The 514-nt window shown below is 32.9% G+C and carries 1 pseudogene; it reads right to left on the bottom strand.

The window, feature by feature from the left end:
* Window positions 1-514, bottom strand: a pseudogene (locus KPL50_RS26810) (pyruvate carboxylase); the annotation flags it as partial.

Here is a 514-nt window from a genome sequence, read left to right as displayed (position 1 = left end):
ATGTTAGTCTTTACTCCTGTAATTTTAGTTTCCTCTACAGCTCTTATAGACTTCTTTATGGCATCTTTAAAAGTTCTAGACCATGATATGTTCTTTACAAGTAAACTATCATAATAAGGACTAATTATAGCTCCCGCGAATCCATTACCTCCATCTAGTCTTATTCCAAAACCAGAACCAGTTCTATATTCTTCTATTTTCCCTGTGTCTGGCGCAAAATTATTAGAAGGATCCTCTGTTGTTATACGACACTGAATAGAAAACCCATTAACCTTTACATCCTCTTGTGATTTAATTCCTATTTCAGGTGAATTTAAAGCATAATCTTCTGCTATAAGTATCTGACTTTGAACTATGTCAATACCAGTTACCATTTCTGTAACGGTGTGTTCAACTTGAACTCTAGGATTCATTTCTATAAAATAATGATTTCCTTTAGTGTCTACTAAGAACTCCAATGTACCGGCACTTCTATAATTTACTGATTTAGCAATTTTTAATGCATCATTACAAA

It is taken from the genome of Clostridium sp. CF012, assembly GCF_018861755.1.
In the GTDB taxonomy this organism is placed as follows: domain Bacteria; phylum Bacillota; class Clostridia; order Clostridiales; family Clostridiaceae; genus Clostridium_AD.
This window is presented reverse-complemented; position numbering and strand designations above follow the sequence as displayed.